The 15,077-nt window shown below is 69.0% G+C and carries 14 protein-coding genes; 7 read left to right on the plus strand and 7 right to left on the minus strand.

Features of this window, described 5'->3' with window-relative positions:
* Positions 1-7 precede the first annotated feature (7 nt).
* Entirely contained in the window at positions 8-550 is a 543-nt protein-coding gene (thpR, locus tag CJEDD_RS00390) for an RNA 2',3'-cyclic phosphodiesterase (protein WP_273657557.1), read from the plus strand.
* On the opposite strand, the gene CJEDD_RS00395 is transcribed toward thpR, so the two are convergent.
* Entirely contained in the window at positions 547-2,103 is a 1,557-nt protein-coding gene (locus CJEDD_RS00395) for an HNH endonuclease signature motif containing protein (protein WP_273657558.1), read from the minus strand. The genes thpR and CJEDD_RS00395 overlap by 4 nt on opposite strands.
* A gap of 163 nt (positions 2,104-2,266) precedes the next feature.
* On the opposite strand from CJEDD_RS00395, the gene CJEDD_RS00400 reads away from it, so the two are divergent.
* The 6 genes from CJEDD_RS00400 to CJEDD_RS00425 are packed head-to-tail and all read left to right on the plus strand — an operon-like array spanning position 2,267 to position 5,731.
* Positions 2,267-2,890 (plus strand): alpha-ketoglutarate-dependent dioxygenase AlkB, encoded by a 624-nt coding sequence (locus tag CJEDD_RS00400; protein WP_042406697.1) that lies wholly within the window; start codon positions 2,267-2,269, stop codon positions 2,888-2,890.
* Positions 2,887-3,459 carry a LysE family translocator gene (locus CJEDD_RS00405; protein WP_042406699.1) on the plus strand — a complete coding sequence of 191 codons (573 nt, stop codon included), beginning with the start codon at positions 2,887-2,889 and terminating at the stop codon, positions 3,457-3,459. The genes CJEDD_RS00400 and CJEDD_RS00405 overlap by 4 nt, the downstream gene beginning before the upstream one ends.
* The gene (locus CJEDD_RS00410; protein ID WP_042406701.1) at positions 3,456-4,028 is read left to right on the plus strand and encodes an SDR family oxidoreductase; all 573 of its coding nucleotides are present in this window, start codon (positions 3,456-3,458) and stop codon (positions 4,026-4,028) included. The genes CJEDD_RS00405 and CJEDD_RS00410 overlap by 4 nt, the downstream gene beginning before the upstream one ends.
* Positions 4,029-4,047: 19 nt before the next feature.
* Positions 4,048-4,335, plus strand: a complete 288-nt coding sequence (locus tag CJEDD_RS00415) for an RNA-binding S4 domain-containing protein (RefSeq protein WP_042406705.1) — start codon at positions 4,048-4,050, stop codon at positions 4,333-4,335.
* Complete coding sequence (locus CJEDD_RS00420; RefSeq protein WP_042406707.1) at positions 4,335-5,015, plus strand: VOC family protein; 681 nt, start codon at positions 4,335-4,337, stop codon at positions 5,013-5,015. The genes CJEDD_RS00415 and CJEDD_RS00420 overlap by 1 nt, the downstream gene beginning before the upstream one ends.
* Positions 5,012-5,731: a hypothetical protein gene (locus CJEDD_RS00425; protein WP_157034453.1), complete on the plus strand. Its 720-nt coding sequence runs from the start codon at positions 5,012-5,014 to the stop codon at positions 5,729-5,731. The genes CJEDD_RS00420 and CJEDD_RS00425 overlap by 4 nt, the downstream gene beginning before the upstream one ends.
* A 50-nt stretch (positions 5,732-5,781) precedes the next feature.
* Here the strand turns inward: CJEDD_RS00425 and CJEDD_RS00430 are convergent, their stop codons facing one another.
* Genes CJEDD_RS00430 through CJEDD_RS00455 form a run of 6 tightly spaced genes read right to left on the minus strand, consistent with a single transcriptional unit; the run spans position 5,782 to position 15,072 of the window.
* Entirely contained in the window at positions 5,782-6,459 is a 678-nt protein-coding gene (locus CJEDD_RS00430) for a hypothetical protein (RefSeq protein ID WP_052333768.1), read from the minus strand.
* Complete coding sequence (locus CJEDD_RS00435) at positions 6,453-8,342, minus strand: M13 family metallopeptidase (RefSeq protein WP_042406712.1); 1,890 nt, start codon at positions 8,340-8,342, stop codon at positions 6,453-6,455. The genes CJEDD_RS00430 and CJEDD_RS00435 overlap by 7 nt, the downstream gene beginning before the upstream one ends.
* Entirely contained in the window at positions 8,335-9,204 is an 870-nt protein-coding gene (locus CJEDD_RS00440) for a cutinase family protein (RefSeq protein WP_052333769.1), read from the minus strand. The genes CJEDD_RS00435 and CJEDD_RS00440 overlap by 8 nt, the downstream gene beginning before the upstream one ends.
* On the minus strand, positions 9,204-12,410 hold the full coding sequence (locus tag CJEDD_RS00445; RefSeq protein WP_042406715.1) for an arabinosyltransferase domain-containing protein: 3,207 nt from the start codon (positions 12,408-12,410) through the stop codon (positions 9,204-9,206). The genes CJEDD_RS00440 and CJEDD_RS00445 overlap by 1 nt, the downstream gene beginning before the upstream one ends.
* A 10-nt stretch (positions 12,411-12,420) precedes the next feature.
* Positions 12,421-14,253, minus strand: a complete 1,833-nt coding sequence (locus CJEDD_RS00450; protein ID WP_042406719.1) for an arabinofuranosyltransferase — start codon at positions 14,251-14,253, stop codon at positions 12,421-12,423.
* Between the two features lie 54 nt (positions 14,254-14,307).
* A complete protein-coding gene (locus tag CJEDD_RS00455) occupies positions 14,308-15,072 on the minus strand; it encodes a decaprenylphospho-beta-D-erythro-pentofuranosid-2-ulose 2-reductase (protein ID WP_042406721.1) in 765 nt (254 codons plus the stop codon).
* Between the last annotated feature and the right edge of the window lie 5 nt (positions 15,073-15,077).

Here is a 15,077-nt window from a genome sequence, read left to right on the forward strand (position 1 = left end):
GTGGGCCATGAGACGCCTCTTCGCAGCGATCGTCCCACCGGCCGATGTGCGCGAACACCTCATCACCGCCCTGCGCCCCATCCGCGACTTCTCCGGCACCGAGGTGCGGTGGACAGACCCGGACAACTGGCACATCACGGTCGCGTTCTACGGGGCCCAGCCTAACGACGCCGCCGCGGTCACCGACCATCTCGCCCAGGCCACCGCTTTCACCCGGCCCCTCCGCTTACACCTGCGGGGGGCCGGGTGTTTTGATCGGCGCACCCTCTGGATCGGCGTCGGCGGGGACAAGGCGCCCCTGAAGGACCTCATGGCCGACTGCCAGCTCGACCCGGACACGCGGCGCCGCCAGCGCGCCCACCTCTCCGTCGCGCGCACTGGGACGAGGACGAGGGACCATTGGCTTCTCGACGACCACGCGCACGCCCTCGCCATCTACACCGGGCCGGAGTTCGCCGCCGACGAGGTGTTGCTGCTCGAGTCCCACCTGGGCAAGGGCCGCAGCGGCGGGCCGAAGTACGAGGTCGTGGACACGTTCTACCTGCGCTAGGCGGTGGTTTCGCCGGGGATTTCGATGAAGCCGTATGGGAAGTAGACGCATCCGTGTTGGAGTGCGAAGTCGTAGTTGAGGAGGTATTGGGTGAGGTCTATGTGGTGTAGTTCTTCGGCGGGGTAGGTGTATTCGGGGTCGGGGATGGGTGGTTCGTAGGGTTCTTCGGGTAGTGGTTCTTGGTAGGGCATGTGTGGGGTGAAGGGGAAGCGCATGTCGTATTCCTCTTCGAGGTGTTGGATTGCTGTGGTGGCGCGTGTGAGGTCGAGGTCTGTGTCGAATTGGTCGAGGATGGTGTGGCCTTTGGCGTAGAACTCCGCCAGGCGGGCCCGGTTTTTGCGTACGTTGGCCAGGCTGGAGCGCCACCGGGGTGTCGTCGGCGTGAACTGGCTGTGCAGGAGGCTGTCGGGCGATTCGATCTCGAAGGTGCCGTCGGCGAAGAGCCAGATGATGTCGCCGGTGGTGGGGTCGGGGATGTAGAAGGCCCGGCGGTCTGTCTTCATGTTGTGGTGGTGTTGGCAGAGGGGGAACAGGTTGCCCACCGCGGTTTCGCCGCCTTCTTCGTAGGGGATGCGGTGGTCGAGCTGGCACTGTTCCGCGGGGCGGTTGCAGCCCGGGTAGACGCACGTCCTGTTTCGGGCGCCCACCGCCTGGCGCATCGCCTCGCTCGGGGCGTAGCCCCGGAGCACCTGCTCGGCGGCGGCGTCGAGGTTGCGCTCGACGGGCTCCGACTCGGCCAGCCAATCGTCGAAGGCGGCGGTCGCCTCCGGGTCGGTCCACCCGCTGCCGGGGATGTACACCGGGTCGCCCTCCGCGCGGCCTTTTGGACTGTAGACGTTGATGACGGGTCGTGCTTGCGCGCCTGCGAGTTCGCCGGAGAGAAGTTGTTCGGCGGCTTCTACCGTGCTGATGCCGTGTTCGCGTGCGATGGCGGTGACGTGGACGTGGATGCGTTTGCTGGTCGTGGCGTTGGTGAGCAGTTCGATGCGGCAGCGCTGGGTGCCGTCGATGCTGTAGGTGTCGAAGCGGAGGGTGTCGTCGGTGTTTTGTTCCCGCTTGGTGCGTTTGCGTTTGTCGTAGGCGCGGGTGGGGTCGAGGCGTTTGATGGCGGCGCGGATCCGGTCGGTGACTGTTTTGCGTTGGGGGAGGAGTTGGTTGTGGCGTTTCGGGGTGAAGGTGTCGACGAGGATGTCGTCGATGACTGCGTAGAACTCGTCGTCCGCGTCGGGTCCGAGTTCTTCGAGTGTGGTGTAGACCGCGGTGAGGTGGGCGATGTCCATGACGCGGGTGTCGCGTTGGAGTGCCCGCAGGTTCGGGAGTTCCTGTAGTGCGGCGTGTCCGAGGATGGCGTGTTTGACGAGGGTTTTTGACCACCCGGTGGCGGCTTGCAGTTTTGTGACCGCGACGTCGAAGTCTTCGATGTCGAACCCTGGGTAGGAGTAGTGCCCGAACATTGCCCAGTAGGTGTCGCGGATGAGTTGTGCTGCTTCGCTATCTGGGTCGTGTTCTCGCTGGTTACGGAACGTTTTTGGTGCCGTGGTTGCCGTTGTCATTGCCGCCCCCTTTTTGTTGTTGCGTTCCGTTATAACGAACATACGAACGGTGCGCAACCCTATACGCGGGAAAAATAAGCTAATCGCCCAACATCTGTGCGATTACCTACATACCCGGCTGAACACACCATACAAAACGCTGCCGACACGCTACGCTGAGCGCGTGCTGTTCGACGCCATCCCCCGCCGCCCCGCCAACCCGCTGCCGGGCGTCGTGCACTTGCCCGCGTTCCTCGCCCCCGACGAGCAAGCGTCGCTCGTCGACCAGGCCCGCCAGCTCGCGCGCAGTGTGGCCGGGACGCCGGTTGCTATGCGACGCCCACAGGTCGGCAACGGCCAAATGGACGCCTGGATGCTCTCCCTCGGCTGGTTCTGGGCGACGAACCCGTACCGCATGGTCAGGCACCCGCAGGTCCCGCCGATCCCCGACAACTTCCAGGCGCTCGCGGACGCAGCCCTCAGAGGCGCCCGCGCGATCGACCCGCTCGTGGGCCCGACGCCGCGGATCGAGACGGCGCTGGTGAACTTCTACCCGCCGGGCAAGGGGATGGGCGCGCACGTGGACGCGGAGGAAGAGTCCGACAACGCGGTGGTGAGCCTCTCGTTCGGGCAGGACGCGGTGTTCCGCATCGGGGGCCGCGATATCCTCCTCATGTCCGGCGACGCCGTGGTCTTCGGCGGCCCCGCCCGCCGTGCGAGGCACGCCGTGCTGGGCGCCAAGCGGGGCACGTCGACGCTGCTCGACGGCCGGCTGAACATCACGATGCGGCAGATGGAGGAGACATGATCGCGCTGCTCGGCGTGTGGCTCGCCGCGATCGCGAGCCCGGGCCCGGACCTGTTCCAGATCGTCCGCGTCGGCGCGAAGGACCGCCGCGCGGGGGTCCTGTGCGCGCTCGGCATCATGGCGGGCAACACCATCTGGATCGTCGCCTCGCTCGCCGGGCTGAGCGCGATCATCGAGGCGTTCCCGCAGGTCCTCTCGGTGCTGCAGATCGTCGGCGGGGCCTACCTGCTGTGGATGGGCGTCGGCGCGATGCGCGCGAAGGACCCGTCGCTGCCGGAGGCGCAGCACGTGCGCAGGCCGTTCCTCACCGGGCTGGCCACGAACCTCTCCAACCCGAAGGCGGTGCTCTTCTTCGGCGCGATCTTCGCCCAGTTCGCGGACGTGGGCTGGGCCGCGGCGCCGCTGCTCGTCGCCACCGGCGTGGCGTGGTTCGTCGGCGTCGCGCTCGGCGTCCGCGCGATGGCGGGCACGATCGAGCGGTACGGCAGGCTTATCGACGTCGCAACGGGCGCCATCTTCATCGCGTTAGCCGTGTGGATGCTCTGGGAGGGCCTACACTTCGGCGCATGAGCGAACAGAAGGTAGCAGTGGTCACCGGGGGCTCGGCGGGCATCGGCGAGGCGACGTGCAGGGCGCTGGCGAAGGACGGCTGGCAGGTCGTCGTGGCGGCCCGGCGCCTGGAGCGGTGCGAGCGCATCGCCGAGGAGATCGGGGGCGGGGCGAAGGAGCTCGACTACCTGCGCGACGCCGACGACGGCGACTGGGAGTGGATGTTCGAGGCGAACGTGATGGGCACGATGCGTGTCACCCGCACGCTGTACCCGCAGCTCAAGGCGTCGAAGGGGCTGGTGGTCAACATCGGGTCGGTCGCCGGCACGGACGCGTACAAGGGCGGCTCCGGCTACAACGCGGCGAAGTACGGGCTGCGCGGCGCCACGCGCGCGTTCCGGCGGGTGAAGACGGACTTCTCGCTCAACCGGTTCAACGGCGACGCGGAGCGCGCGAACGAGGTCTACGAGGGCAAGTGCAACCTGGGCCCGGAGGACATCGCGGAGGCCGTGCGGTGGGTGGCCAGCCTGCCCGCGCACGTGAACGTGGACACGATGAGCATCATGCCGGTGGACCAGGCAGAGCGCTAGCGGCATTACACTGTCCCGCATGCATATCGACGTGCCCATTTCGGGCGAGACGATCAAACTCGGCCAGTTTCTCAAACTGGCCAACCTCGTCGAGTCCGGCGGCCACGCGAAGGAGGCCATCGCGTCCGGCGAGGTCGCGGTGAACAACGAGGTGGTCACCTCGCGGGGACATTCGCTTATCGACGGCGATACCGTCTCCCTCGGCGAGGACTCCGCGACCGTGATCACCGGCGACGACGATGACGACTACTTCGACGAGCGCACCGCCGACGACGACTTCGACCCCGAGAAGTGGAGGAACATGTAATGCCGGCGTTCGAGGGCAAGGAAGGCATGCCGTTCTGGCAGGACCTGGTGACCACCAGCCTGCTCAAGTCCACGCACTTCTACTCCGAGCTGCTCGGGTGGGAGATCGTGGACGGCACCGCGCGCAAGGAGGGGCTGCCGGTCGCCGGGCTGGTGAACGCGCAGATGGACATGTGGGTGACGTCGTTCCTCGGCACCCCCGACGACGTGGAGCGGCTCGGCGGCAAGGTGCTCAGCGCCGACGAGACGATCACGCTGTGCCAAGACCCGGCGGGCGGGCTGTTCGGGCTCAAGGACTCCGACGAGCGCTTCGTCGCCGCCGGCGAGCCGGGCGTGCCGGTGTGGTACGAATACGTCGCCCCGGGCATGGAGGCGATCGACTTCTACGGCGAACTCTTCGACTGGGAGATCCGCGAGGACGACGGCTACTTCCTCGCGTTCGAGGACGGCGCGCCGTTTTTGGGCATGTTCGTCGGGGAGACGGCGCAGTGGTTCAGCTACTTCGGCGTCCGCGACCTCGAGGCCGCGTGCAGGCAGCTCGAGCAGCTCGGCGGCGGCGTCGAGTTCGGGCCCGAGAACGGCACGGCCGGCGTGCACGACCCGAACGGGGCGCAGTTCTTCCTCTCGGAGGTGGACGAGCCGGTGTTCGAGGAGATCGACGAAGCGGACTCGGAGCTGTGAGGGCTGTGGGGACGCGGGCGGTGGCGCTGGCGGCGTCGATAAGCGTGCTGCTCGCGCCGAACGCGCAGGCGGTCCACGTGGCCCCGACGTACCTGCGGGAGCGCACGGCGCTCGCGGTGGTGCACCCGGACGGGCGGATCTCCATGTCCGCGGACGCCGAGGAGCCGCGCCCGGCGCTCTCGCTGGCGAAGCTCTACCTCGGGTACTGGGTGCTCTACCACGGCACGAGCGAGGAGCAGCGCAAAGTGCAGGGCATGATCGCGAACTCCGACGACGCGGTCGCCGGCGAACTCGACGCCGCGCACCCGGAGGCGATCGACGAGATTGTCAAGGACTTCGAACTGAAAAACACCACGCGCGGCTCCTCCTGGGGCAACACGGAGACCTCGGCGCGGGACCTGGCCACCTTCATCTGCGCCATCCTCTGGGACCCGGTGGCCAAACCGCTGCTCAGGGGCATGGAGCGGCAGGCGGCGGTGGCCAACGACGGGTTCATCCAGGGCTTCGGCACCGCCCGGCTCGACGGGGCGAAGGGCTCGAAGATGGGGTGGGCCGACGACCGCGCGAGCGCGACCGGCAGCGTCTCCTACGGCGAGACCGGCAAGGAGACCTGGGCGGTCGCGGCGCTGACGTACGGCACGGCGTACGAGAACACTATCGACGCCAAGGCGGGCGTCGAGCTGGTCGAAGACACGCCGAAGCAGGCGAAGCGATGAAGCGCGCCGCCGCGGTGGCCGCCTGGACCTGCCCATGCAGTGGCTGCAGTTCATTCCGCCGACGCTGATGGCGCCGATCGTAGGAATGTAGCCGCCTCCTCCACCCGGCGGCGGATCTCCGCGGGCGTGGAGATGAGCCCGTCCGCGTGGTACTCCGTGCCCGCCAGGCCCGACCCGGCGCGCACCTGCACGAGGCCGGGCCGCTCCGGCTGCGCCGACGGGAACGTGACGATGTAGCACGCGGCGTCCGGGAGCGCGACGTCGCCGAGCGCCCACACCACGCCCGCGCCCACGGCGTCGACGGCGCGCTGCGCGTCCGCGGGGTCGTCCACGTCGAGGATCGTCGTGCCGGAGAGCTCCGCGGCGGCCGCGACGTCGGGGCGCCAGAGCATCTCCTTCGCGTTCGCCGGCCCGTCCCACACCGATACTGCCCACGCCCCGGTCGGCTCGCTCGGCGCGAACACCGCGCCGAGCTCGTGCGGCCGCACCTCGACCCCGCCGGCCCACTTCGTCGCGGGCATAGCGTGGTCGACGGCGCTGCCGAGCATGAGCATCGCGGCGTGCGTGATCCGGTCCGGCAGCAGGGCGAGGTAGTTCGGCCCGTCCTCGTACGTCGCGTGGATGTAGGAGGCGAGCTGTTCCAACTGCAGCTCGGGCGGCATGTCGCGCTTGACGCCCCCGACGTTGAAGTCGGGGTCGCCCTGCTCGTTGATGTGCTCGGCTACCAAATTGTCACCCGGTCCTCCGGCGCGATCCACATCGCGGAGCCCTCCGGCACGTCGAAGGCATCGTAGAACTCGTCGACGTTCGAGGCGATGACGTTGCAGCGGAACTCGTTCGGCGCGTGCGGGTCGATGGCCAGCAGCTGGGCGGCCATCTCCGGGCGCGCCTTCGAGCGCCACACGCGCGCCCACGCGAGGAAGAGGCGCTGGAAGCCGGTGTACTCGCCCTCGAGGTCGCCGAACGCCTGCGGCTCGACGTCGGCGATGCCCTTGTCCTCGAGGTACATCTGGTACGCCACCACAGCGATGCCCAGGCCGCCCAGGTCGCCGATGCTCTCGCCGAGGGTGAACGCGCCGTTGACCCCCTTCGACCCGGTGCCCTCGAGCACGGCGGGCACGAGCCCGTCGAACTGCTCGACGAGCTTGCCGGTGAGCGCCTCGAAGTTTGCGCGGTCCTCGTCGGTCCACCACGAGTTGAGGTTGCCCAGGCCGTCGTAGCGCGAGCCCTGGTCGTCGAAGCCGTGGCCGATCTCGTGGCCGATGACGGCGCCGATCGCCCCGAAGTTCTCCGCCGCGTCGGCCTCCGGGTCGAAGAACGGCGGCTGCAGGATCGCGGCCGGGAACGTGATGTCGTTGACCACGGGGTTGTAGAAGGCGTTCACCGTCTGCGGGCTGGTCACCCACTCGCCGCGGTCCGCGGGTTTGCCGATCTTGCTCAGCTGGTAGTCGTGCTCGTAGCGCGCGCCGCGGCGCACGTTTTCCAGCAGGTTCGGGCCGAATTCGAGGCCCTGGTAGCTGCGCCAGCGGTCCGGGTAGCCGATCTTGGAGGTGAACTGCGCGAGCTTCTCCTGCGCCTTGTCCTTCGTCGGCTCGCTCATCCACGCAAGCTTGCTGATGCGCTCCCGGTACGCGCGGATGAGGTACTGCACGAGCTCGAGCATCGTGTCCTTCGACGAGGGCGGGAAGTGCTTCTCGACGTAGCTTCGCCCAATATCCTCGCCCACCAGGGACTCCGCGAGCCCGACGCCGCGCTTCCACCGGTCGCGCTGCTCCGTCGCGCCGGAGAGGTGCTTGCCGTAGAACTCGAAGTTCGCCTTGCCAACCTCTTCCGGCAGCACGCCCGCGCGGGAGCGGAGGATGGTCCACGCGGCCCAGAGCTGCCAGTCCGCGAGCGTCTCCCGGCGCAGCATGCCGTCGAGGTCGGCGGTGTAGGACGGCATCATGTCGACGACCTTGCCGTCCGGGAGGCCGTCGAGAAGCAACTGCACGAGCGGCGGCAGGTCGGCGAGCTCGGTGGGGTTGTAGGTGGCCACGGCGTCGCGGGCCTTGACCACGTCCCAGTGGCTCGCGGCGAGGTGGGTCTCGAGGTTGACGATGCGCTCCGCCGCGATCTCCGGGGTGAGGCCCTGGAGGTACTTCGGCTCGAGGAAGCCGAGCATCGTGGCCACGTGGGCGCGGTACTTCTCCAGCGTCTCCTTGTGCTCTTCCTCGCGGTAGTACGCCTCGTCCGGCAGGCCGAGGCCGGACTGCACGAGGTAGGCCACCGAGTCCTCGCCCTGGGAGTCCTTCTCCACCCAGAACGCGAGCGGCCCGCCGATGCCGGCGCGGTCGAGCTCGGCGAGGGCCTTCGCGAACTCCTCGACGGTGGCGACCTCGATCTTCTCCAGGTCGGGGGCGAGCGCCTCCATGCCCGCGGTGTTCACCGCGTCGACGTCCATGAAGGACTGGTAGATGTCCCCACCGAGGCCCGCGCCCGCCTCGAGGATGGCGCGCACGTCCTCCTCGGACTTGTCGCGCAGCACGTAGAACGCGCCGTCGATGCCGCGGTCGGCCGGGATCTCGTGGGTGGCGGCCCACTCACCGTTTACCAGTGCAAAAAGGTCATTCATGCCCCAACTCTACCGGAATCTGGACCGGCGCCTCGGAGCGCTCGATGATCCAGTTCGTCGCCTCCTGCTGCTGCGCGAGCGAGTAGTCGCCGTGCGCGCCCATGTCGTGCAGCACGCCGTACGACGCGAGGCCGAGGGTGCGGAACACGGAGGCGAACTCGTTGAGCGGGACGCGCCCGGCCACAACGTTCGTGCGCAGCGCCGGGGAGACCAGGCCGCGCATCGAGTCCTTCGTGGAGCAGACGATGTCCTCGGGGTTGCAGATCTCCAGCACCCGGTTGCCAAGCACGCCGTAGCCGCCGGGCAGGGAGCCGAGCGCCCCGCGCGAGTCCGGCGACGTGCCCGCGGAGAGCACCGCGCCGTTGCCGCCCTGGTACGGGTTGGCAAAGAGGGCGACGCCAGAGACCTTCTCCGGCGGGATCGGCCCGCGCCCGTTGGCGATGTCGCTGGTCATGCGCGCGGCGATGTCCGCGCCGAGGGAGTAGCCGGTGAAGCTAAACCGCGCCGCCGGGCACTGGTTGGCCAGCTTCACCACGGTGCGGCGCACCCGCTGGTAGCCGCCCGCCGAGGACCTCTGGTACTCGGTGGTGGCGAACGGGGTGGAAGGGTAGGCCACCCACAGCGGCTGGATGTGCCCGTCCGTGCCGAGCCGGGTGAGGATACCGGTCATGAACACGTTGCCGCCGTGCGGCATCCAGTCCGGGATGCCCTCCGCCGTGTTCGCGCCGCCGGGGACGGCGACGAGGTAGTGCTCCGCGCAGCCCTGGTGCGGCACCGTCTTCACCGGCTGCGCGGTGGCGGCGGGCGCCGCGGCCACGAGCGCGAGTGCGGCGGCGCACACGGCCGCGAGTCGTCTGAGCATTATGGTTCCCTCACCTTCATCGGGCCAGGCGTGTACAGGCCCCACCTGGTCGTTTCTTCCGTGTTCACCTGCGCGAGCGCCGGGGTCTCGCCCGCGGAATTCGTGCGCGGCACGTACTGGGCGATGGAGCCCCAGTCGCGCTGCCAGTCGTCCTTAAGATAGCCCGGGATCTCGTAGGAGGTGTTCACGGCCTCCGCCGGGGCGAGCGCGCCGCCGCCGAGGAAGTCCATGAACCCGGAGAGCTGCGCCTTGCCCGGGGCATCCGGCATGATGCGGAACTGCGGGATCTCGTCCACGCCGGCGTGGTGGTAGAACGGCCGCTGGCACGGGTACTGGAACGCGACGGTCCAGTCGAGCAGGCCCGGGACGTCGGAGCCGAAGCGCTCGTTGAGCGGCTCGAGCGTCGGGTTGCGCAGCGGGGTGACGGCGAGCCAGTCCTCCTCCGCCAGCGACGTGTCCTTGGCCACGATGCGCACCGCGTCCGCCTCGTCCGGCAGGTCGGCGATGGGGTAGCGCAGGTTGCGCCAGGTCGGGGTCGGGCCCTGGTCGAGCATCTCCACGGCGCCCAGCTTTTCGACGCTACCTCCGGACACCTTCCCGTACTGCAGCTCCAGGTCCGTACCCTCCTGCTCCACGCCGTTGATGTCGTGGTGCTTGATGCGCCCGGCGACGGACGCGACGAGCAGCGGGGCGTCGTCGGACTTCTCCGGGAGCTCGAACCACGTGGTCTCCAGCTTCGCGGACTGGGAGGGCTCGTCCTCGAACGTGCCCACCACCGGCACGCGGTTGTAGTCCAGGTTGAACGGCAGGCGGACGGTGGAGCCGTTCACGCCGCGCATCGACTTCGGGCGGTTGCCCTGCGTGTTCACGCGCGAGGTGGACTGCGCCTCGTCGGAGGCCGGGTCCTGCGAGGACGTGCCGTCGTCCTGCACCTGCTGGTTCGACGCGTCGGTGGTGCTCGAGTTCTCGGAGGCGATGTAGGCCGGCACCCCGTCCGGCGTGAAGCCCTCGTTCGTGCCCGCGTCGAGGGACTTGCCCAGCGGCACGCCGCCGACGGGGGTGAGGAAGGACTCGTTGGTGTCCGACTCCAGCAGCACGTCCTTGCCCTGCGCGCACACGTCGCCCTTGAACGTGTTCACGTTGCCCATGCCCACCGAGTACGCGGGGGCCTGCTGCACGAAGGACTTCACAAAGGTGAGGCACGACAGCGCCAGGACGAGCGCGGCGGCCACGGCGATGGGGGCGGACATGACGCCGGCCCACCGTCCGGCGTCGATACGCTTGGGCCCCCGCATGGACTGCACCACGCCCACCGCGAACACGACGAGGGCGATGACCAGGATGACCATGTTTGCCTCGATGCCCTTGATCTGCGGGACGCGGTCCCACCACGGCACGGCGTAGGAGGAGACGTACCACCAGCCGTTCCAGCCCGCGAACGTGAGCGCGAGGAGGAAGAGCACCGCGGCGAACGCGAAGGTGCGGTTGCGGTTCGACTTGAGCGCGAGCCGGGAGAGTACCACCGCGCCGTACGCCGCGATCGCGCCGCCGATGCCGGCGTAGATGCCGAAGTGGTGCGTCCACTTCGTCGGGGTGAACATGAGGAAGAAGGTGGACAGGCCGATGATGAGCATCATCCGCGTCGCCGTCGGCGTCTTCTCCTCGCCGCGCGCGAACCACCAGAGGATGAGGCCGACGCACAGGGCGAGCACGAACATCGGGAAGCGGCGCGCGAGCGAGCCGTCCACGGTCTGCTCGAAGAGGACGGAGTAGCGGCTCCACTCTTCGTACCAGTGCAGGGCCGGGCCGACCTCGGCGCGCACCGCGGTCGCCTCGAGCACGGCGGCGAGCGTCTGGTCGTGGAACACCGGCACCATCACCGCCATGCCGGCGCCGAGGAACGGGGCGGCGTTCGCGAGCTTTGCGTTGCGACGCCCAATGGTCCGCAACACCCACGGCAGCGCAATGAGGAACACACCCACCGCGGCCAGGCCCGTCGGGCCGCAGGCCAGCGTGAACGCGGCGACCAGCGTGCCCCACGCGGCCGGCGCGAGGCGGTCCTCCGCGATGGCGCGCTCGAACAGCGCCCAGGTGAGCATGAGGCCGAACGCGATGATCGGCTCGGGGCGCGTGCCGTTGTTGTACGGCAGCCAGAACGCGAGGAACACGAGTGCGGCGGTCCACTGCGCGACGCGGCGCTGCGCCACCGCGGGGCCGAGCTTCGGCAGGATCTCGCGCGAGAGCAGCCACCACGTGCCCAGCCCGGCGAGCAGGGCGGGCAGGCGCATCCACATCGACGCCGCGGTGACCCGCGACAGCAGCGCGAGCAGGTCGTAGAACGGTGAGCCGAACGGCGCCTCGGGCACGCCGTACCAGCGGTAGTAGTTGGCCATGTAGTCCGAGTTCGCGGCCACGCGCGCCATGGTGAGCAGGAAACCGTCGTCGGAGGTGTTCGCGCCAAAGACGTGCCAGAAGCCGAGCACTCCGGCGACGACGCCGTCGAGCGGGGTGAGGCCAGTCTTGCGCCGCGGCAGCTTCGGCCCGTCGAGCTTGCGCAGCGCCCACAGGCTCACCAGCGCGGCGAGGAACCCGCCCCACATGGCGATGTTCTTCAGCGCGGTGGGGTGGGAGGTGAAGCGGGAGTTGATGGTGACGTTGGCGGCGAGGCCGTCGTCGATAAGCGAATGCTTATCCTCAAGCTCGGTGTAGATGCCGGTGAGCTGCGGGCGGTAGTCGTCCTCGCTCGTCTCCTTGTACTCGGTGCCCGGGATTTCCACGACGGTGTCGTCGTCCGTGAGCGTGATGCGCAGCTGCGCGCCGTCGGGGAGCTTCTGCAGCTCGGACGGGGAGAGCTCGAGGAGCACGTCGTTGAGCGAGCTGACCACGATGCCGCCGTCGGGGGAGGTGACAAAGAGGCCGCGGTCCGTGGCCTGCGACGAGCCCTCGGGGAGGGTGCCCAGGATCATGGTCTGGCCCCGGCGCAGGTCGTTGACGCTGCTCACCGGCACGGTCACGTCGAGCTCCTGCGGCGCGAGCGAGATGAGCGGGGCGTTGACGGAGGCCACCGAGTCCTGCTGCGGCCACGCCACGCTCGACTCCGTCTGCCGCACCGGGAGGAACGGCGTGAGTAGCAGGAGCACGAAGGCGAGGAGGCCGGACACGAGCGCGACGGTCTGGTACGCGGATTTTTGCGCGGAATGTTGCACAGCGGAAACCTTACTTCCTCACCACGACGGCGAACGGGCCGATGATCTTCACGTCCCACTCCGGGCCATTGAACGCGTCCGGGTTGAAGAACAGGCCCTGGTAGCGCACGTTCGGCTGGCTCGGGTAGATGTCGTGGGCGATGTGGGTCTTGTACCCGTCCTTGCCGTTGTCGCGGAAGATGAACGCGGCCGGCGGCTCCCACTGCGAGTTGTCGATCGCCTCGGCGAGCTTGCCCGGGTCGTCGTAGGAGAGCTGCGCCCACTGCTCGAGCTCGCTGTTGCGCTGCTCGAACTCGCCGAGCGGGTTGGCATAGTGGCTGGTGAACGCGTTGAAGCCGTAGAACGGGTGGAAGGCCATGAAGTTGATCTCGTCGGTGTAGACCACCGCGTCGTTCTCCTTGTGGCCGTGGTCCTCGATGTAGGCGGCGATCTCGTTGTAGTAGCGCCCCGCGTCCGGCGGGAAGCGGTCGGCGCGCTCGCCGTTGCCGTCCGTGTCCGCGTACGCCTGGTCGATGAACTCCTGGTTCGCCGCCGGGATGTGCTGCACCATCTGCAGCGCGCCGAGCGCGACCACCACCGCGAGCACGACGCCGTTGAACCGCACTGCCTGGTCCGCGATCGCGAGGATGCCGAGCGTGGCAAACAGCTCCACGATGACCACCTCGAGGCGGAAGCCCAGCAGCGAGCTGCCCAGCAGCGTCGCCGCCATCGAGGCGAGGGCCCAGAAGTAGCAGGCGCCTATCGACGCACCAAGGGCCCCCACCTCAGGCTCCCGAATCCGCACGACCAGGTACACCAGCCCCACGAGGCAGAGCAGGCCCACGAGGGAGAGCGAGAAGAACGGCATCGGGAACGTCGTGCCCTCCACGGGCAGGAAGTGGTGCGCGGTGGACTCGAGCTGCTCGTCGCCCGTGACCACCCGCCACAGGTACGGCCCCCACGCCACCGACGCGATGGCGATCGAGCCGGCGCCGATGGCGAGCAGCGGGGTGAGCGGCGCCCAAGAGCGGCGCGTGAACATGAGCACCGCGGCGATGACCACGACCGTGAGCGCCGCGATGGCCGTGAACAGCGTGTAGAAGCTCGCGGAAATACCCAGGTACACCGCCACCGCTGCCGCCGCGGCCCAGGAGCCGTCGAGCGCCCGGTACGCGAGCACCGCCGCCGCGGGCACGAACATGCCCACGACCGCCGCGTACGGCTCCACCGACGCGTCCGTGAGCACGACTGCCGTGGTCACCGTCGCGATCGCGGCGGCCGTGGGCAGCGACCCGGTGAGCCGGCGCCACACCGGGGTGAGCATCGCCGCGCCCGCCGCGAGGGTCGCGATCGCCCACGGCTGGTACACGTCCCAGCCCTGCATGCCCAGCGCGTTCGCCGCCCGGCCGCCGAGCCAGAACCAGCCCATCGGGTAGAACGTGGGCAGGCCCTTGTACGCCATGTCCTCGTGGCCCATGTTCTCCGTCATGCGGGAGAGGAACTGGGTGCGGAAGCCCTGGTCCACCTGGATGCCGTCGAGGTAGAGCTTCGTCGCCGCGAGCGGGATGCCGATCGAGGCCACCACCACGCCCGCCGGCACGAGCGAGATGACGGCGGAGGAGACCCAGGACCGCTTGCCCTTCATCCACAGCACGGCGAGCACCGCGGCGAGGCCGACGAGCACGAAAGACGACGCGGTGGCCAGCCCCCTCGTGACCATCGACGTATTGAACGCCGGCAGCGAGATGCGGTGGAGCACGAACCAGGCGGCGAGGGCGAGCACGCCGCCCGCGAGCCCGGCCGCCGCGGTGCGCAGCGCGGTCTGGCCCGCCGGCAGTGCGTCGGAGTGGTAAGCGGTTGTCATGCGTAACAGTGTCGCATACGCTATCCCGCCCCGCGTTCCCGCTCTGGTGCGGGCCTAGAAGTTGAGTTTGCTCATGATCGGCGCCGGGATCGACTTGAGCACCAGCGAAATCGGGCCGAACAGCTTGTGCACGAACACGGCGGGCTTGCCGGCCAGGGCCGCGTCGACAGCGGCCTTCGCCACGTCCTCCTTGTTCACGGTGAGCGGCGCCTCGTCCAGCCCGGCGGTCATCTTCGTGCGCACCTGGCCGGGGCGCACGACGGTGACCTTCACGCCGTCGTCCTTGAGCGCCTCGCCGAGCTGCATGTAGAACCCGTCGATGCCGGCCTTCGAGGCGCCGTAGACGAAGTTGGAGCGGCGCACGCGCTGGCCCGCCACCGAAGACATCGCGATGATCGTGCCGTGGCCCTGGCGCTTCATGCGCTGGCCCAGGAGCACGCCCACGGACATCGGGGCGGTGAAGTTCGTCTGCGCGGAGGCGACAGCCGCCGCCTGGTCCTGCCACAGCTGCTCCTGGTCGCCGAGGGTGCCGAACGCCACGACGGCCACGTCGACGTCCCCGTCGGCGAAGGCGGCGTCGATGACGGCCGGGTGGGAGGCGAAGTCGAGGGCGTCGAAGTCGATGAGGCGCACGTGGGCGGCGCCGGCGCGCTGGACTTCGGCGATAGCGTCGTCGATACGCGGGGAGCTCCGGCGCGCGCAGAGGGTGACGGTGGGGTCCCCGCCGCGGGAGGCGAGCTCGTCGACGATGGCGAGGCCGATCTCGCTCGTGCCGCCGAGGAGGAGGATGTGCTGGGCTTGGCCTACTGCGTTGAGCATGGGCG

The organism is Corynebacterium jeddahense, from assembly GCF_028609865.1.
Lineage (GTDB): Bacteria > Actinomycetota > Actinomycetes > Mycobacteriales > Mycobacteriaceae > Corynebacterium > Corynebacterium jeddahense.

Bases quoted from the DNA above. Each gene is read 5' to 3' on its own strand.
- thpR (WP_273657557.1), top strand. From the start codon at position 8: ATGAGACGCCTCTTCGCAGCGATCGTCCCACCGGCCGATGTGCGCGAA.
- CJEDD_RS00395 (WP_273657558.1), bottom strand. From the start codon at position 2,103: ATGACAACGGCAACCACGGCACCAAAAACGTTCCGTAACCAGCGAGAA.
- CJEDD_RS00405 (WP_042406699.1), top strand. From the start codon at position 2,887: ATGATCGCGCTGCTCGGCGTGTGGCTCGCCGCGATCGCGAGCCCGGGC.
- CJEDD_RS00410 (WP_042406701.1), top strand. From the start codon at position 3,456: ATGAGCGAACAGAAGGTAGCAGTGGTCACCGGGGGCTCGGCGGGCATC.
- CJEDD_RS00415 (WP_042406705.1), top strand. From the start codon at position 4,048: ATGCATATCGACGTGCCCATTTCGGGCGAGACGATCAAACTCGGCCAG.
- CJEDD_RS00420 (WP_042406707.1), top strand. From the start codon at position 4,335: ATGCCGGCGTTCGAGGGCAAGGAAGGCATGCCGTTCTGGCAGGACCTG.
- CJEDD_RS00435 (WP_042406712.1), bottom strand. From the start codon at position 8,342: ATGAATGACCTTTTTGCACTGGTAAACGGTGAGTGGGCCGCCACCCAC.
- CJEDD_RS00440 (WP_052333769.1), bottom strand. From the start codon at position 9,204: ATGCTCAGACGACTCGCGGCCGTGTGCGCCGCCGCACTCGCGCTCGTG.
- CJEDD_RS00450 (WP_042406719.1), bottom strand. From the start codon at position 14,253: ATGACAACCGCTTACCACTCCGACGCACTGCCGGCGGGCCAGACCGCG.
- CJEDD_RS00455 (WP_042406721.1), bottom strand. From the start codon at position 15,072: ATGCTCAACGCAGTAGGCCAAGCCCAGCACATCCTCCTCCTCGGCGGC.